Origin of the sequence: Bacteroides caecimuris (assembly GCF_001688725.2) — a bacterium.
Lineage (GTDB): Bacteria > Bacteroidota > Bacteroidia > Bacteroidales > Bacteroidaceae > Bacteroides > Bacteroides caecimuris.
Genome location: NZ_CP015401.2, coordinates 1,595,923 through 1,614,145, shown reverse-complemented (window position 1 = coordinate 1,614,145; position 18,223 = coordinate 1,595,923). Strand labels below are relative to the sequence as shown.

The window sequence follows — 18,223 nt, the reverse complement described above, 5'->3', positions numbered from 1 at the left end:
TTATGAATGCGCAGACACCACCAAAGAAATTCACGTTAGAAGAGATTGCCGAACGTAAAAAGAAACTCTTGGATGAGATTCATGCCCAAAAAAGAGCCATGACCGCTACAACACGCGAGATATTTGCCCCGATTGCTCCGGCAACCAATAAGGCGGATGCTATCATGCGTTCGTTCAATACCGGGATGGCTATCTTTGACGGAGTAATGATAGGAATCAAGATTATGCGGAAGATGCGGACGTATTTTAGGAAATTGAGATAATTAATTTTTCAACGCCAACCGATTTATCAAACAACCAAGGTAGCTTACAATTACTTCTTTTCATCGCAAGACGGGTACAGAAGGTACAGAAATTCACCCCTCCCTATCACACACGCACACGCACGCGTATAATATAGGTGAGAAATAGAATATGGACAGAAACGGATATCCTCCCAATGCCTCTTATCCATAATTCTATTTCCACATATCCTTAATATATTATATGCATTTCTCGCATACATAAATAAACGCGCGCGTATACGTATACGTGTGCGTGTGTGATAGGGAGGGGTGAATTTCTGTACCTTCTGTACCCTCCCCATTAATAATAGCTATGTTTTATACAACCTAAAGCACCGCTTTAGAGACCATAAAGCTATGCTTTACGATTGCTAAAGCATAGCTTTACAGAAAAAGGTCATCCGGCTTTGCCCGCCATAACGGAACAAAGTCGAATGACCTTAACTATATGCATATTAAATTTTACACGTATGTCTCCAACAATTTCACATTTCCTCCTTCAGGAGTGATTGTGATGTCTTGCGTAGTTGCAGGCAACAAAATAGATTCTCCGGCACTAACAGTCAGTTCATTGCCTTCATTGTCTCTCATTTTGCATGTACCTTCCATGCAGATAAAAATCACAAACGAGTCAAGTTCCGAGTAATCACAACTGATTTCTTCAGTCATGTCATACAGAGAAGTCGTGAAATAAGGACATGCCACCAATTCTACCGGTTCATCCTTCACTGCATCGTATTTAGTGCGGTAGTCATCCAATACTTCGTAATTGATGGCTTCACGAGCTAAATCGGTGTGAAGTTCACGGGTTTTGCCGTTCGCGTCCTTGCGGTTGAAGTCGTAGATACGGTACGTTATGTCAGAAGTCTGTTGAATCTCGGCAATGAACGCCCCGGCTCCGATACTATGCACACGTCCGGCAGGAAGGAAAAACACATCACCCGGATGGATTTCATACTCTTGCAATACGTCGGTAATCGTATTGTTCAACACGCGTTCTTTATATTCTTTCGGGGTAATCTGTTCAGAGAATCCTGAACGCAATTTAGCTCCTTGGTCGGCATCTACCACATACCACATCTCGGTTTTTCCCATCGAATTATGGCGTTTCTTCGCCAACTCATCTGTTGGGTGTACCTGGATTGACAAATCCTGTTTGGCATCGATGAACTTAATGAGCAACGGAAATTTGTTGCCGAAACGGGCATAATTCGCTTCACCAACCAGTTCCTCACGATACTTTCTTACCATATCGGCTAAGGTTAAACCTTTATCCGGGCCATTAGCCACTACGGATTCATTGTCCTCAACACCGGAAATCTCCCAGCTTTCTCCTACTCCTTTCAAGTCTGCGTTCAAATGCTTGAATGGAATAATTTTGTCGCCCCCCCAAAGCGTCTGCTTCAGAATAGGTTCGAATTTTAATGGATACATTTTAGTTTTTCTTGTTATAAACTTAGATTAAATTCGCTCGGATTGTTACAATCCGGGAGCAAACATACAAAAAATAGTTTAGTTTTAAAGAAAAGGAGGATGAAAATTCATTTAAGAAATCATCTTTTGCTTTTGTATCCGAAAGAAGATGAAGTAATAAAGCTAAACTTTCCTAAAGCACCTGTTATATTTAGTCGGAATAATTTGTGAGAAAGAAAGAATTTCCCTTTATTTGCAGGAAATTTTTAATAATACCAAACATGAATAACACATTCCCAACAGAAGGGAATCTATCAGGGCTCAGCCGGAAAGATTTCCAAAAGGATATAAATGATAAGAAAACCGATTTATTTATCCTCAAAAACACAAAGGGAATGGAAGTAGCTGTAACCAATTACGGATGCGCCATTCTTTCTATCATGGTACCGGACAAAAACGGTAAGTATGCCAATGTAATCCTCGGACACGACAGCATCGACCACGTCATCAACAGCCCGGAACCTTTCCTAAGCACTACTATCGGACGCTACGGCAACCGTATCGCCAAAGGAAAATTCACATTGTTCGGCGAAGAACATGAACTCACCATCAACAACGGTCCTAATTCCTTGCATGGAGGACCTACCGGTTTCCACGCTCGTGTATGGGACGCTATACAACTTGACGAGAGCACAGTGCAATTCAACTATGTTTCTGCCGATGGCGAAGAAGGATTCCCCGGCAAACTGGAAGTAGAAATGACCTACCACCTGGAAAACGAAGTAAACGCACTGACTATCGAATACCGCGCAACAACCGACAAAGCCACAGTCGTTAATCTGACTAACCACGGTTTCTTCAACCTCGCTGGTATCTCCACTCCTACTCCTACCGTCAACGACCACATCGTTACTATCAACGCTGATTTCTATACGCCTATCGATGAAGTTTCTATTCCAACAGGCGAAATTGCCAAAGTAGAGGGTACTCCGATGGATTTCCGTACTCCGCACACCGTAGGCGAACGTATCAATGACAAATTCCAGCAACTGATTTTTGGTGCCGGCTACGACCACTGCTATGTATTGAACAAGATAGAGAGCGGCTCACTCGACCTGGCTGCTACTTGCAAAGACCCGAAAAGCGGCCGTATCATGGAAGTGTATACCACCGAAGCCGGCGTGCAACTCTATACAGGCAACTGGCTGAATGGATTTGAAGGCGCACATGGGGCTACATTCCCTGCAAGAAGCGCTATCTGCTTTGAAGCACAGTGTTTCCCGGATACTCCGAACAAGCCACATTTCCCATCGGCTACTTTGCTGCCGGGTGATGAATACCAACAGATCACTGTTTACAAGTTTACTGTGGAAGAATAAGATTTGAAAAACAACTAACCTAATTTTATAAACTAACATTTTTTTTGAACCATGACACAAGAAAAAAAGAGTGGTAATCTCATCGCTATTATCACAATGTGCTTTATTTTTGCGATGATTTCATTTGTTACTAACATGGCCGCTCCATTCGGTAATATCTGGGGATTCCAATATAGTTGGGCTGCCATGATGGGAAACATGATGAACTTTGCGGCTTACCTGTTTATGGGTATTCCCGCAGGTAAAATGCTCGTTAAATACGGGTATAAGAAGACTGCTTTGAGCGCCTTGGCAGTAGGTGCTATCGGATTGATTGTACAATATCTTTCCAGTATTTTCGGCGCAGACATCGAAACTTTCACTTATGATGGTCAAATCGTTGCTCTGAACCTTATTATCTATCTGTTTGGGGCATTCATCTGCGGTTTCTGTGTATGTATGTTGAACACCGTAGTAAACCCGATGTTGAACCTTTTAGGCGGCGGTGGAAACAAAGGAAACCAGTTGATTCAAATCGGGGGTACCTTGAACTCACTGACCGGAACATTGACGCCGCTATTGGTAGGTGTATTGATTGGGCAAGTTACCGCTGAAACAAGCATGAGCAATGTAGCTCCTCTTTTGTTTATCGGTATCGGTATATTCATTCTGTCATTCGTCATCATTTCATTTGTTGCCATCCCCGAACCGCAAGCTAACACAGGAAACAAGAAGTTCGAACACAGTCCATTGGCTTTCCGTCACTGTCTGCTGGGCGTTATTGCTATTTTCTTCTATGTGGGCGTAGAAATCGGTATACCGGCACAGCTAAACTTCTATATCACGAACCTAGGATTCGAAGGCTCAGCAGCCATAGGTGGTACATTGGCTGCCAGTTACTGGTTCCTGATGCTTATCGGACGTGCTTCCAGCAGTATCATCAGCGGAAAAATTTCAACTACTGCACAAATGACTGCCGTTTCCTTGTTTGCCATTATCATGTTGCTGATTGCTATCCTGATGCCTGAAACAGTCACTGTAGAATTCAAAGGAAATGAAATTCCAATGAAATGTTTCCTTATTGCAGTATGCGGACTTTCCACTTCTGTTATGTGGGGCGGTATCTTCAACCTTGCTGTAGAAGGACTGGGCAAGTATACGGCTGCTGCGTCCGGCTTATTCATGATGATGGTAGTCGGTGGTGGTATCATGCCATTGATTCAAGACTTCATAGCAAAAGCAACCAACCCGATCACAAGCTACTGGCTGATTATCGCTATGTTGGTCTATATTTTATATTATAGCAAAATCGGTTGCAAAAATGTCAACAAAGATATTCCTGTGGAATAATCATATATAAATTATTCACCTTTAAACTATTAATATCATGGATACAGAATACGTAAGAAGTCGATTCATTAAACACTTTGACGGAACTACCGGATTTTTATATGCTTCTCCGGGTCGTATCAACCTGATCGGCGAACACACTGACTACAACGGTGGATTCGTATTTCCGGGAGCAGTGGACAAAGGCATGATTGCTGAAATCAAACCGAACGGTACTGACAAAGTGAGAGCTTACTCTATCGACTTGAAAGACTATGTAGAATTTGGCCTGAACGAAGAGGATGCTCCACGTGCCAGCTGGGCAAGATATATTTTCGGCGTATGCCGTGAAATGATTAAACGTGGCGTTGACGTAAAGGGATTCAATACTGCTTTTGCAGGTGATGTACCTCTGGGTGCAGGTATGTCTTCTTCTGCTGCTTTGGAAAGTACGTATGCTTTCGCATTGAACGAACTGTTCGGTGAAAACAAAATAGATAAATTCGAATTGGCTAAAGTGGGCCAGGCAACAGAACACAACTACTGCGGCGTGAACTGCGGTATCATGGACCAGTTTGCTTCTGTGTTCGGTAAAGCAGGCAGCTTGATCCGTTTGGATTGCCGTTCACTGGAGTATCAGTATTTCCCCTTCCATCCGGAAGGCTATCGCCTGGTGCTGATGGATTCTGTTGTGAAACACGAATTGGCTTCTTCCGCTTACAACAAGCGTCGCCAAAGCTGTGAAGCTGCTGTTGCCGCTATCCAGAAAAAACATCCGCACGTAGAATTCCTGCGCGACTGTACAATGGCTATGCTGGAAGAAGCGAAAGCTGATATCAGCGCTGAAGACTATATGCGTGCAGAATATGTAATCGAAGAAATCCAACGTGTACTCGATGTTTGCGAGGCATTGGAAAAGGATGATTACGAAACTGTCGGTCAGAAGATGTACGAAACTCATCACGGCATGAGCAAGCTGTACGAAGTAAGCTGCGAAGAACTCGACTTCCTGAATGACTGCGCTAAAGAATACGGTGTAACCGGTTCACGTGTAATGGGTGGTGGCTTCGGTGGTTGTACTATCAACCTTGTTAAAGACGAATTGTACGATAACTTCGTTGAAAAGACAAAAGCTGCTTTCAAAGCTAAATTCGGCAGAAGCCCGAAAGTATATGATGTAGTAATCGGCGACGGTTCTCGTAGATTGGAATAAGAAATTATTCAAGATTAAATAACTAAGAAGGGCGGCTTCCCATCACGGTAGCCGCCCTTCTTCTCAATTAACAAAACCTAAAACCTATTATCTACTGATTTAACTAACTCCAATCTTATTATTCTTTTACTGTACGCCTTCTGTCGTCATCTGTATTCTCTTCATTGTGCCGTCTTCATTGTAATACAAACGGTCGATGCAAACGGAGCGACGGAAACTGCCACCGGCCGTATTAATGCCGCCATTGTGATAAATGAAATACCAGTCTCCCTTAAATTCGATGATGGCCTGGTGGTTAGTATTGGAGTTACCCGCAATTTCATTCAGGATACCTTTATATTCCCAAGATCCTGTAATGCTACGGCTCATTGCATAGCAAATCTTTTCTGGAAATCCGGAAGCATACGAGAGATAATACCAGTCTCCACGTTTATGAATCCAAGGAGCTTCCGTAAAACGAGGAAGACTAACCGGGATAATCGGACCGTCCAATTCGATCATGTTCTTTTTCAGTCTGGCATAGTAGCATTGGGTGTTTCCCCAATAAAGATACGCCTGACCGTCATCGTCAATAAAAACTGTCGGATCAATATCATCCCACCGAATTTTGGTATATTCGGTGGTCATGTCATTGGTGATCAATGCCGAACCGCGGGCATCTGCAAAAGGACCTGTCGGAGAATCAGAAACGGCTACACCGATAGATTTACCGGGAATCGTATTGTGTTCTACCGTTACATACCAATAAAACTTGCCGTCACGCTCAATCACCTGGCTTGCCCACGCCTCACCTTTTGCCCAACTGAAATCCTTGGCTTTTAAAGGAACGGGATGTTCCGTCCATGTTTTCATGTCGGGAGAGGAAAAGACACACCATTCATTCATCAAATAATGTTCTTTGGGGGGCGGACATTCATCGTGTCCGGCGTAGATATATACTTTCCCATCATGTACCATGGCTCCCGGATCCGCCGTATATTTATATTGAATGATGGGATTGCCATTGGCAATAAAAGTAGTATCATTCTGCGCTGACAGTCCGGAAAAGGCTGTCAGTGCAAATGAGAGAACTATGAATTTACTCTTATTTATCATTTCTTCGTGAATTTATAAACAGTAAATGTATTCGGTTCCAACTCGGCTGTAAACACATGCCCTTCAATAGATACCGGAGTCTCTTGCGGAGTAATGGCAAAAGGTTGCTCAAGTGTATTATCCTTATCCAAATCAAGCGAACGAAGTTTAATACAACGACCATTAGACAATACATCTTGTTTCTTCAATCCTTCAAAACTCAAGGAAATTGGCTGTATTGTGGCGGAAGTATTGGCAACCTTTACAATCAGTTCATTCTTATCCTTATCGTAAACAGCACTGGCAAAGAGCCCGTTCTGTCCTTCGGCTCCCGTTACATTTTTCTTGTTCATGGTAAGGGGAAGTACATTTGTTCCTTTGTTTTGCGCATACAGTTGTTGTACATAATAGCTAGTGGTACGCACAGAGTTCAGGTTATCGAACCAAATCATATCAGGACGCCATTGCCATCCTTCCACATGAGCGAAAAGCGGAGCATAAGTGGCCATGTGAACGATGTCAGCATTACGTTCCAATCCAGTCATGAAAGCAGCTTCGAGCAAAGCGGCATTGAAATGGTTCCATTTCTTTCCTTTTCCGTGGCAGGCATATTCACCGGCAAAGACTTTCGGACCTTTACGGTCGTAGTTGTCATAACGTGCACCTTGGGCTAAGAACCAGCTTTCGGGACGATAGAAGTGTTCGTCCACCAAATCGGCTTTCAGGCGTTTCATTTCGGGCCACAGGTAATCGAATTCCTTACCTTCGGAATTAGGGCCGGAGCTGCCTACAATCTTCACATCGGGATATACCTTACGGATAGCTTTGATAAACGGCTCAAGACGTTCGGGATATTCTTTACCCCATTGTTCGTTACCAATACCGATAAATTTCAGATTGAAAGGAGCAGGATGCCCCATATCTGCACGCACTTTTCCCCAAGTCGTATTAACATCGCCATTGGCAAATTCAATCAGGTCAAGTGCGTCCTGAATATAGCTGTCCAAATCGCAGACTGCTACGTGAGCTTTCAGGTCGTCATTCTGATATTGGCAAGACAAACCGCAATTCAGAATTGGAAGAGGTTCTGCACCCATTTCTTCCGACAAAAGAAAGTATTCATAGAATCCAAGCCCGTAGCTTTGATAATAATCCGGGAAGAAACGGTGGGTAAAAGTATATTGCCAACGGTTTTCGTTCAAAGGACGGTTTTCCACGGGACCCACTGACTTCTTCCAGTCATAGCGGGTTTCCAGGTCGGTACCTTCTACAATACAGCCGCCGGGAAAACGGAAGACTCCCGGATGAATATCCGCCAAAGCCTGTGCAAGGTCTTTACGGAGTCCGTTTTCATGTCCTTTCCAAGTATCTACCGGGAAAAGAGAAATGTGTTCCAAATCTACAGTTCCTTTGGAAGTAAGAAAAATGCGAAGCGTAGATTTAGGATTGGTTACTCCCGGTTTCAGGATAACCTGATATTTTTTCCATTCTTTTGAATCAATGGTAAGATTCTGTGTGGCAAAAGCCTGACGTTCGCCCATTGATTTGGTATCTACGAGTTCAATCCGCAATGTTTCTTTCGCACTTCCCTGTGGCAGGCGTGCCCAAACGGAAAAACGATACTCCTCTCCTTTCTTAACACCGATACCGAAAAAGCCTTCGTTATCAAGTCCGGTATGCTTATGCGCGTGTCCCGGGTCGGAAAGGCGTACATAATGAGGATTGCGTTCGAAAGGGCCGTCGTCCATCAATGACACTTTTCCGTAAGTATTCCAGCCCATCAAGTGTTGGGGAAACTCGAATGAACGGTTCTTGACCAATTCAGCATAAAGCCCCCCGTCGGCAGCATAGTTGATGTCCTCAAAAAAGAGTCCGTACATGGTAGGTTGAATTTCAGCTCCCAACTTCTTGGTTTGTATCACCATTTCATTGGTTTGCGCATGAAGTGCCATTCCGGCAGAGATGGCTAATGCAGCCAAGATTTCTGTGTATCTTCTCATGGTTTTCAATAAAAAATTATATATGGTTTATTTGATTCTTTTTCCCCAGACAGAACGTCCCTGACTATCGAGCCCGGTAAAGAGAATGGTTTCTGTTTCATTCTCCCAATCATGTCCTGCAAAGATAATCAGATTATTAATTTCCTCTTTGCCAAATTTTACCATTAACAGGTGTTTTTCGGTCAAAAAGGACCAGTTTCCATTCATTTGCACAATTTTCCATTCATCATCCGTCATCTCCCCTTTGCAGGTTCCATCCTTTAATAAACTGATACGGGTTGAGAGATTCCACTCACCGTCTTTCAATTCACCTTCGCCCCAAAGGATTTGTCCGGCTTCCAACTGGCGTTCGTACTTTGGTTCCTGCACACGGATGATCTCCCACTCTCCTGCCAAGTCCGCTTCGGTGAATTTACGGGGAACTGTCCCTGCATATCTTTCGGGAGAAACGACCGGCCATCCGTCCGGTGTAAAGAACAACTGGCGAATATGCAATACCATCAACTGGTTTTGCGGAGAAAGACGCCCTTGGTGAGCCATGAAATAGTTTCCTTCACCATCGGAGAAAACTCCGCAATGCGCTGTACCAGCCCATCCTTGATGATTCTCAAAACGATAGGGAGCGGTCAATATCGGGAAATTATTGGTCGTATCTTTCACCGCCTTTCCCGAATAATCGACAAACGGCCCCTCAGCGGCGTCCGAACGGCTGACACGTACATTATAGGTTGTCATCAACGGGTCATAAGAAGTGAACAGATAGTATTGTTTCAAATCAGGGTTGTAAATTATTTCCGGTGCTTCGAGGTTGTCTTTCCTGTAATTGGCACGACGTGCTACAAGATGCCCCAAGTCTCCGTTTTTCAGAGGCAATCCAGTTTCAGGGTTCAATTCTACACAGTATAATCCGCCGAAGAAAGAGCCATAATGCATCCACCATTTTCCGGTGACCTCGTCTACTATGACACTTGGGTCGATGGCATTCATAGCAGTGGAGTCATCTGTCTTTACGGTACAACCCACTTGCGTCCACGGCCCTTCGGGAGAAACGGATTCAGCAAGCCCGATATAGGAAGTCTTACGCCCGAATGCGGATACGCAATAGTACAGACGATATTTGTCCTTGTAGGGGATGATATAGGGAGCCCAGATATTTGTAGCTCCATGTCCGCCCGCGTGAGCCTGTACCCACCGGACAGCTTCTTCGGGTATCTCGGGAAAAGCCCATCCCAGAAATTCCCAATGTACCAGATCTTTGGAACGGCGCATCTGGATATATCCCAAGGGAACTTCTTTTTCTTTGGCTTCCTTCTGGTTTTCACCGAAAATAGCGTCAGTAGAATACATATAATAATAGTCGCCCAGCTTGCGGCAGGACGGGTCGTGCACATTATATGTTCCCCACTGGCGGTAATTTTCCATTTTAGCTACGGATAAATAATTGTCATCCCAAGGATTCGCAGAAGGAATCGGTTTAAACACAGCAGAAGTGCAGCTTGCGAACAAGCTGCCTGCAATTAAAAAGACGGGCAAGAACAAGTTTTTCATAACATCAGTGTTTTCGTTCATCAATTATGTTACAAAAATACGGCCTGTTTCACCTATTGAAGGTGGACATACGAACACGATTGGTGGACAATCCTGTATTCTGCCGAAAAGAAGCCCGTTTCGCTTTTGCGATTTGAGATTATCTTTTAACTTTGCTCTTATTAATACGTACTCGCATGAAAAAACACCTATTCGTACTCCTTATAATCTATAATATTCTGTTTTTTGCCGGCCGGAAGAACGTACATGCACAAGAACGGTTCGCCGACCGCTACAACATCACATACGTGACAATGAACAACGGATTGCCCCACAATTTCATAGATGACTTATATAAGGACAGCCGTGGATTTCTATGGATTTCAACTGCCGGAGGCGGAGTTTCGCGCTACGATGGCTATGAGTTTGTGAATTACAATCCCAATACCCCTCATTGCAGGCTGAAAAGCAACTTTATTATTAATGTATGCGAAGATTCATTTCAAAGACTTTGGATGGTGTCGGAAGGAGGAACGGACATCATTGACCTCACCAACCTGAGACCGACCTTGCCGCGAGATGCCAAAGGGGTATTGAAAAACATCTTGAACCAGCCGGCTACACACGTCATGAAAGATTCTAAAGGTTGCATCTGGTTACACTGCGCCAATAAGCTCAATCGTATTGAATTTAACGAAAAAGGAGAAGTAAAATCTGTTTCCACCCTCGTTTCCGTTGCCTTGAACGGACCGAATATCGCTCTTCAGGATATTGACGAGGACGGTAAAATATGGGCGGGAATCAATGGTGAAATACTTAAAGTGGATTGGGACCCACGAGGAAAACTGACAGCCATCCCCATCGCCGAATGCCTGAAATTCGAGCCTGGGACCTATATATCCGATTTTCTAATGAAGGAAAACGAGGTATGGGTTTCTACTGACCGGGGGCTGTTCCGATATAATAAAAACGGGAACATCGTCAAACGGTATGAACACGATCCGATTAATCCCCGTTCGCTTTCACAAAACTATCTGACCGACCTGGCTATCACAAATGATAAACAATTGATTATTGCCACTTTGTGCGGTGTGAACATCTATAACCCAATGACCGATGACTTTGAGCGCATCGCATCCTATGGCCTTCAAAATGGAAGTTCCAATCTGCTGAACAGTAACTTTATCAATGACATACTATCTGAAGAGGATCATATCTGGTTCGGAACAGAAACCGGCGGCATCAATATGCTGAGTCCAAGACGGTTATCAATACGTAACTATAAACACGACAAAGAAAACCCGTCAAGTTTGTCCTACAATCCGGTGAATGCCGTATATGAAGATATTTACGGCACATTATGGGTAGGCACCGTAGAAGGCGGACTGAACCGGAAAGAACATGACAACGAGCAATTTACTCATTTCACCCGTGAAGGCGAGGGACTGAGCCATAATTCTGTCAGTGCATTGACAGCCGATCAAGACGACCATCTATGGATAGGAACCTGGGGCGGAGGTATCAATTTGCTTGACTTGAAAGCTCCCCGACAAGTGCTGAAAGTTATTTCTTCTCAGACAAACGAAGGATTTCCAATCGACTTTATCGGTTCGCTGACATACGACCCTATAAATAATGGTATATGGATAGGAGCCAATCAAGGACTTTATTTTTACGAGATAGCTACCGGAAAAATCTGTGCTCCCCTGGCAAACAAAGTGGCAGAGAACATTCATGGCTGCATCGGTTCTATCATTGATAAACACGGGAAACTCTGGATAGGATGCATGGAAGGTGTGTACATCATCGATCTCCACTCACGCACATCCACAGGGGAGTTTCAGCACAGGCATCTGAAATTTAAACTGGATGATCCCGACTCACGTCTGATTGAAAAAATCACCTGTTTCTTTGAAACCAAAGATGGTACTCTGTGGCTGGGAAGTAACGGATACGGTATTTACAAACGGACAATAGACAAACAGGGTAAGGAAATATTCGTATCTTACAGTACTTCTCAAGGGTTACCCAACAGTAGTGTACGCGGTATATTGGAGGACAGCGAAGGTCATCTTTGGATTGGGACAAATAATGGCCTTTCCTGCTATCATCCGGAAGAGAATCGCTTTATCAATTATACTTCTCAGGATGGGTTGATTGACACTCAGTTTTACTGGAACGCCTCTTGCCGTTCGGCACGTTCGGGACAAGATTTACTTTATTTCGGCAGCGTAGGCGGATTGGTGGCCATCGAGAGCAATCATCCCGCCATTTCTCTTCCTGCCGCCAAAGTTCGTTTCACACGCTTGAGAATTGGCAATGAAGAGATTTTTCCGGGAAACGAATATTTGCCGGAAGATATTGCTATCACTAATGAGTTACGGCTGCACGAGAAGGAGAAATCGTTCTCTTTAGAATTTTCAGCACTCAATTTTGAAGCGAGCAATACGGCCATTTACAGCTACCGGCTGCTCGGATTTGATGATAAATGGGTGCATGTGCCCGGCAATCGCCGTTTTGCCAGTTATACAAATTTGCCTCCGGGAAATTATACACTGCAGGTAAGATATACCCCTGACAGGGAAAATGAAGGAGAAAATGTAACAGAGTTGAACATCACAATTGTCCCTTACTTTTATAAGACTGTATGGTTCATTCTATTGATCATCATTCTCGTGCTTGTGATTATATGGCAATTTTACCAATGGAGAATTCGTACGCTGAAACGGCAGAAGGAGTATTTGCATCGCACGGTGGAAGAACGCACGCACGAACTGGAGCAACAAAAACATTTGTTGGAAAATCAGACTGAAGAACTATCACGGCAGAACCGGATGCTGACCCAACAGAACGAGAAAATTACGAAGCAGAAAGCACAGTTGGTCCGAATGTCGCGCAAAGTGCAGGAGCTGACGCTTGATAAGATTTCTTTCTTTACGAATATCACACATGAGTTCCGAACGCCGATTACGTTGATTATCGGACCTATTGAACGTGCATTGAAGTTGAGTTATAATCCACAGGTGATTGAACAACTTCATTTCGTAGAGCGCAATTCGAAATATCTGTTGTCTCTGGTCAATCAGTTGATGGACTTTCGCAAAGTGGAATCCGGCAAACTGGAAATTGTCAAGACGCGGGGGAATTTTCTGAAATTCATTGATTCGCTAATCACTCCTTTCGAAGTGTTTGCAGGGGAAAGGAATGTCGTGCTGAAACGATATTATCGGATGGAAACACCGGAGATTCTGTATGATGAAGAGGCAATGCGTAAAGTGGTGACTAATCTGTTGAGTAATGCAATTAAGTTTACACCGAATGGAGGTACAGTCTCACTGTATATATCTTCACTACCATCTGGCAAGAGTGGAAAAGAATCTTTATATATATGTGTCGGAGATACGGGACCGGGCATTCCGGAAGAAGACCTGAACAGGATTTTCAATCGTTTCTATCAATCGCAGAACCAAGTGAAGTATCCGGTTTACGGACAGGCGGGAACAGGTATAGGCCTTTATCTCTGCAAACGAATCGTGCAGATGCACGGTGGAGAAATCAAAGTGCGTAACAATCGTCTTGCGGGCTGTTCTTTCCGCCTTCTCCTCCCCTTGCAACAGGAAGAAGAAAAGAATGATAAGTTAATAATCATTGATTCTAACGGTTCTTCATCCAATCCTGTCCCGGCTTCTGAGCCCTCCAAAGAGAAAGAAGCTTTAACGATTCTAGTGGTAGAAGACAATGTAGATATGCGGGGATACATCCGTTCCATTCTCCGTGAACAGTACAATGTGCTAGAGGCATCAAACGGCGAAGAGGCAATAAATATTCTTTACAGCAACCCGGTGGACTTTATCATCAGTGACTTGATGATGCCTGTAATGGATGGCATTGAGCTCTCCCGCCGTGTGAAGGATACTTTTGCCATTTCACACATACCTTTCTTGATGCTGACTGCCAAGACCTCGCAAGAAACACGCTTGGAAAGTTATCGTATGGGAGTGGATGAGTATCTGCTGAAGCCATTTGATGAGACTTTGCTCTTGACACGTATTCAGAATATCTTGGAAAACAGGAAGCGGTATCAGCGAAAATTCACACTCAACATGGATGTGGATGTACTAAATATAGAAGAGGAATCCGGAGATAAGAAGTTTCTGAATCATGTAATGGAGGTCATCAAGGAGAATTATAAGAATTCTTATTTTGAGGTAAGTGATTTTAGCGAAGCGGTCGGAGTGAGCAAAAGTCTGCTGAATAAAAAGCTGCAAAGCCTCATCGGACAATCTGCCGGACAGTTTATCAGAAATTATCGGTTGAATATAGCACGCGAACTGATTCTGAAGAATCGGGAAACAAAGAATATGAATATTGCGGAAATATCTTATGAAGTCGGGTTCAATGATCCGAAATATTTTACAAGGTGCTTCACCAAATACTTCAATACGACACCAAGTTCACTACTTAATAAGGAAGAATAGTTTTACCTAAAACAATAATTTCACATAATAAGCTGTCTCCTTTTACACTTAAAATGCTTTTATCCACCTCTAAAACACGTTTGTCCACCCTCATTTATAATCAATGTCATATTTTTGCCATGCAATTGGTGCTCAATCCTTTGGGAAAGAACCATGCATCTTTTAAGTTTATCTAATATTAATATTATGAAGAATGACAAGAAAATGGCTGTCGCATCGTGCATAGCATCGGCTGAATTCAACCTTTCCCCTATTGCACAACAATCTAATCCATCAAATTTACAACCTTAATACTTTTAAAAATGAGGAAACATTTATTTTTTTCCGTAATGCTTAGTCTGTGCACCTTTGGTGGCATATCGGTGTATCCTACACCTGCAATGGCTACCGTGGCACAGTCTCCGACTATCAAGGTTCGTGGTCAAGTTATCGACGAACAAGGTGAACCCATGCCAGGGGCTACTGTCAGGGTTAAAAATGGACAAGGCGGAACCATCACCGACTTAAACGGAAACTTCCAACTGGAGGTTCCCGGAAACTCTACCCTTTTGATAAGCTATGTGGGCTTCAAGGAACGTGAAGTAGCTGTTCGCAATCGTGCTATTATTGAAGGCATCCAGTTGCAAGCCGATAATAAGATGCTTGAACAAGTGGTTGTCGTAGGTTACGGTACACAAAAGAAGTCCGACTTAACCGGTTCTGTTGCCGTGGTAGATGCGGAAGCCTTGAAACAGACATCAAACTCCAACATCTCCACCATGCTCGAAGGTAAGGTTTCCGGTGTGCAAATCACCTCCGACGGACAGCCTGGTGCCGATCCTACCGTTCGCATACGTGGTGTCGGGTCTTTCGGTGACACCTCTCCTCTTTATGTTATCGACGGTGTTCCCATGGGAACTTCCATTCGCGATTTCTCCTCAAACGATATTGAAACCATCCAAGTACTGAAGGATGCTTCGGCTGCTGCCATCTACGGTTCGCGCGCTGCCAATGGTGTGATTATCATCACTACCAAACGCGGACAAAAAGACCAACCGCTGAAAGTGGATTACAATGGATACTTCGGTGTGGATAATATCCCTAAGGATGTCTATGATGTAATGAATGCTGACCAATACAGCCAGTACATCGGTCAGGCGGCCGCAAACTCCAACACTCCGTTGCCAACAGGATACAAGTTTGACAGCGAAACCGGAAAATACCATTTCCAAGATGACACCAATACTAACTGGTTTGACGAAGTATTCAAAACGGGTATCCGTCAAAACCACAATGTGAACCTCTCCGGAGGTGGCGCTCATAACACCTATAATATAGCATTAGACTATTTCAACCAGAAAGGGACTCTCGAAGGTGCCGGCCCTAACTACGAACGTTATACGGCACGTGTCAACAACATCATGGAGACTAAGTTCATAAAATTCCAGACCAGCCTTGTTTACTCCCACTCCGACCAAGACAACATGGGCTTGTCGAATGCTTCCGAATACGTTCAAGGCTTGTATGGTGATGTTACCAATGTGCTGCGTGGCACTTTACTGATGCAACCCACCATCAAGGCATACGATTCTTCTACATGGGTACTTGACAACTTGGTGGGAATCGCCAACAACTTCAATTATGACGCTTACGGCTACGGCGTATACTACGATACCGTGCATGGTGACATCTCCGCTTCCAACCCATTGCTGGTAAATAACCTGCTGAAACGCAACACTCGCGTGGATCGTTTCGTGGGAACCGGATCTGCTGATGTGGATGTCCTCAAAATGATTGGCGTTGACAACAAAAATCATAAGCTCAACTATAAAGTCAACCTCTCTTACAGCAAAACCCATTGCAAGGACTTTACTTGGATTCCTGCATGGGTGCAAAGCAACCGTGTGTACTTGGCCAAGAGCAACGAACGACTCACCAAAGGGTCGCGCGACTATTCGGATGCTTTAATAGAGAACGTGATTACTTACGATGGCACGATAGGCAAGCATCACATTAACGTATTGGCAGGCCAGACTTACGAAGAAGAAGATACCGACCTGCTGACCGGATGGGGAATCAACTTCACCGAGCCTTATTTCCTACAGCTCCAGAATGCTTCCGATACGTATTCTAACAGCTACGAATACAAGCATTCAATCCTTTCTTACATCGGTCGTATCAATTACAATTACGATGACAGATACTTATTCTCAGCAACAGTGCGCCGGGATGGCAGTTCCCGCCTGACCAGAAATATCCGTTGGGGAACTTTCCCTTCCGTCTCTGTGGGTTGGCGTTTCGACAAAGAAAAATTCTTCCCCTTCGACCAAAATGTTGTAAACCTGTTCAAGGTGCGTGCCAGTTATGGTGAACTCGGTAACGAGAATATCGGCGAGTATATGTATCAGGCTGTCATGTCGCGCAACAACATGACTTACAATTTCAACGGTAACGTAGTGACCGGTTCTGCCGTTTCCACTTTCGTGGACAGTAACTTGGCATGGGAGAAAAAGAAGACCTACAACGTGGGTGTCGACCTTGCCTTGTTTAACAATCGCTTGGAATTCACAGCCGAATGGTACAAGAATACCAGCGAAGACCTGCTATATGCTGTCCCTGTTCCCGAACAGGCTGGTGTATCCAATACCACCGTTACGATGAATGCCGCCTCGATGAACAACTCCGGTTTTGAGTTCTCGGCTACCTACCGTAACCGTGATCGTGACTTCAAGTATGAAATTTCGGCCAACCTCAGCACATTGCGCAACCGCGTAACTTCACTAGGCTTTGGTACCGACTCTTACATCTCCGGAGCATACATTACCAATGTGGGTCAAGAAATAGGCCAGTTCTACGGCTGGGCTTATGAGGGCATTGCCCGCACACAGGAAGACTTGGACAACCACGCCACTCAAGAGGGTGCCCAGATTGGTGACTGCCTCTATAAGGACGTAAGCGGACCGGACGGTAAACCTGACGGCAAAATAGACGCCAACGACCAAGTGGTGCTGGGCAGCGGTATGCCTAAGATTCATTTCGGTCTTAATGCCCGTTTTGAATACAAGCGTTTCGACTTGAGCATTGCTACCTTCGGTGCGCTGAACTATCACGTCAGCGACGACATCTACAACTCGCTTAACTCTTGCTACGGATGGGGAAACAAAGAGGTAGGTATGCTCGATGCCAACCGCTTTAGCGAAGACGGCAGCACTTACCTTTCCAACGTGCCACGCACCTATGTCACCAACAGTGCCAGCTTGGGTTGGAACGACCTCTTCAGCTCACGCAAGATTCAGAACGCAGCCTATTGGAAGATTGCCAATGTAGAATTGGGCTACAACCTCCCCAACGAGTGGTTCGGCAAATATGTATCTGATGTACGCTTATACGTATCAGCACAGAATCTTCACACATTCACCGGCTATCACGGTTATAATGTAGACTATGCGGGAGGAACGTTCACCCCGGGATACAACTTCTGTTCTTATCCTACTGCACGCACTTTCATGTGTGGCGTTCACTTTACATTCTAATCGTTACTATCTAGTACCAAACACTAAAAACATTT

Annotated in this window: 10 protein-coding genes; 6 read left to right on the top strand and 4 right to left on the bottom strand. The window is 44.3% G+C overall.

Translation table 11 applies throughout. From position 1 onward, the window contains the following. Positions 1-2: 2 nt before the first annotated feature. Positions 3-263: a hypothetical protein gene (locus A4V03_RS06765; protein WP_065538368.1), complete on the top strand. Its 261-nt coding sequence runs from the start codon at positions 3-5 to the stop codon at positions 261-263. 483 nt (positions 264-746) lie between these two features. On the opposite strand, the gene A4V03_RS06760 is transcribed toward A4V03_RS06765, so the two are convergent. Then, positions 747-1,718 carry a type I phosphomannose isomerase catalytic subunit gene (locus A4V03_RS06760; RefSeq protein ID WP_065538367.1) on the bottom strand — a complete coding sequence of 324 codons (972 nt, stop codon included), beginning with the start codon at positions 1,716-1,718 and terminating at the stop codon, positions 747-749. Positions 1,719-1,978: 260 nt separating this feature from the next. On the opposite strand from A4V03_RS06760, the gene A4V03_RS06755 reads away from it, so the two are divergent. Genes A4V03_RS06755 through galK form a run of 3 tightly spaced genes read left to right on the top strand, consistent with a single transcriptional unit; the run spans position 1,979 to position 5,597 of the window. After that, on the top strand, positions 1,979-3,076 hold the full coding sequence (locus A4V03_RS06755) for an aldose epimerase family protein (protein WP_065538366.1): 1,098 nt from the start codon (positions 1,979-1,981) through the stop codon (positions 3,074-3,076). Positions 3,077-3,127: 51 nt separating this feature from the next. Further along, complete coding sequence (locus A4V03_RS06750; protein ID WP_065538365.1) at positions 3,128-4,405, top strand: MFS transporter; 1,278 nt, start codon at positions 3,128-3,130, stop codon at positions 4,403-4,405. A gap of 37 nt (positions 4,406-4,442) precedes the next feature. Continuing rightward, positions 4,443-5,597 (top strand): galactokinase, encoded by a 1,155-nt coding sequence (gene galK, locus A4V03_RS06745; protein ID WP_024986655.1) that lies wholly within the window; start codon positions 4,443-4,445, stop codon positions 5,595-5,597. 126 nt (positions 5,598-5,723) lie between these two features. Here galK and A4V03_RS06740 read toward each other — a convergent pair whose 3' ends face one another. Genes A4V03_RS06740 through A4V03_RS06730 form a run of 3 tightly spaced genes read right to left on the bottom strand, consistent with a single transcriptional unit; the run spans position 5,724 to position 10,240 of the window. Next, on the bottom strand, positions 5,724-6,692 hold the full coding sequence (locus A4V03_RS06740; protein WP_065538364.1) for a glycoside hydrolase family 43 protein: 969 nt from the start codon (positions 6,690-6,692) through the stop codon (positions 5,724-5,726). Next, complete coding sequence (locus A4V03_RS06735; RefSeq protein ID WP_065538363.1) at positions 6,689-8,671, bottom strand: alpha-L-arabinofuranosidase C-terminal domain-containing protein; 1,983 nt, start codon at positions 8,669-8,671, stop codon at positions 6,689-6,691. Before A4V03_RS06735 ends, A4V03_RS06740 begins: the two co-directional genes overlap by 4 nt. A 27-nt stretch (positions 8,672-8,698) precedes the next feature. Then, complete coding sequence (locus tag A4V03_RS06730; protein WP_065538362.1) at positions 8,699-10,240, bottom strand: arabinan endo-1,5-alpha-L-arabinosidase; 1,542 nt, start codon at positions 10,238-10,240, stop codon at positions 8,699-8,701. A gap of 155 nt (positions 10,241-10,395) precedes the next feature. Here A4V03_RS06730 and A4V03_RS06725 point away from each other — a divergent pair, with 155 nt between their 5' ends. Both A4V03_RS06725 and A4V03_RS06720 read left to right on the top strand, forming a co-directional pair. Then, complete coding sequence (locus tag A4V03_RS06725; RefSeq protein WP_065538361.1) at positions 10,396-14,676, top strand: hybrid sensor histidine kinase/response regulator transcription factor; 4,281 nt, start codon at positions 10,396-10,398, stop codon at positions 14,674-14,676. Between the two features lie 302 nt (positions 14,677-14,978). Then, complete coding sequence (locus A4V03_RS06720) at positions 14,979-18,188, top strand: SusC/RagA family TonB-linked outer membrane protein (protein ID WP_065538360.1); 3,210 nt, start codon at positions 14,979-14,981, stop codon at positions 18,186-18,188. Positions 18,189-18,223 lie beyond the last annotated feature (35 nt).